Genomic DNA, 457 nt, shown 5'->3' on the forward strand with positions numbered 1-457 from the left:
GATGCTGCTCGGATTCGCCCACTTCACAGATCAGCAGGCCATCCTCGCTCAGGTGCAGCGGGGCATCGCGCAGGATCTTCAGCACCAGGTCCAGGCCGTCGTCGCCGGCACGCAGGCCCATCTCCGGCTCGTAGGAGTATTCCTGCGGCAGGGCATCGGTCTCGTCGTTGGTGACGTATGGCGGATTGGTGACGATCAGGTCGTAGTGGCGGCCGGACAGGCCGTGGAACAGGTCCGACTTGATCAGGGTGACGTTGTGCGCCTGCAGGCGCTCCTTGTTTTCTTCGGCCAGCGACAGTGCATCGTCGCTCAGGTCGACGCCGTCCACCTGCCAGTTCGGGTAGTAGTGGCCCATGGCGATGGCGATGCAGCCCGAACCGGTGCACAGGTCCAGTGCACGGTACACGTCGCGGCCGGCCAGCCACGGCTCGAAGCCGCATTCGATCAGTTCGGCGAT

General features: G+C 64.6%; 1 protein-coding gene. It reads right to left on the minus strand.

Translation table 11 applies throughout. The features are described 5' to 3' along the window. Window positions 1-457, minus strand: a 457-nt coding sequence (locus tag HU147_RS19170; protein ID WP_224077667.1) for a HemK family protein methyltransferase, incomplete at both ends; no start/stop codon positions are given.

The sequence above is a fragment of the Planococcus chinensis genome, from assembly GCF_020071995.1.
Classification (GTDB): Bacteria; Bacillota; Bacilli; order Bacillales_A; family Planococcaceae; genus Planococcus; species Planococcus chinensis_A.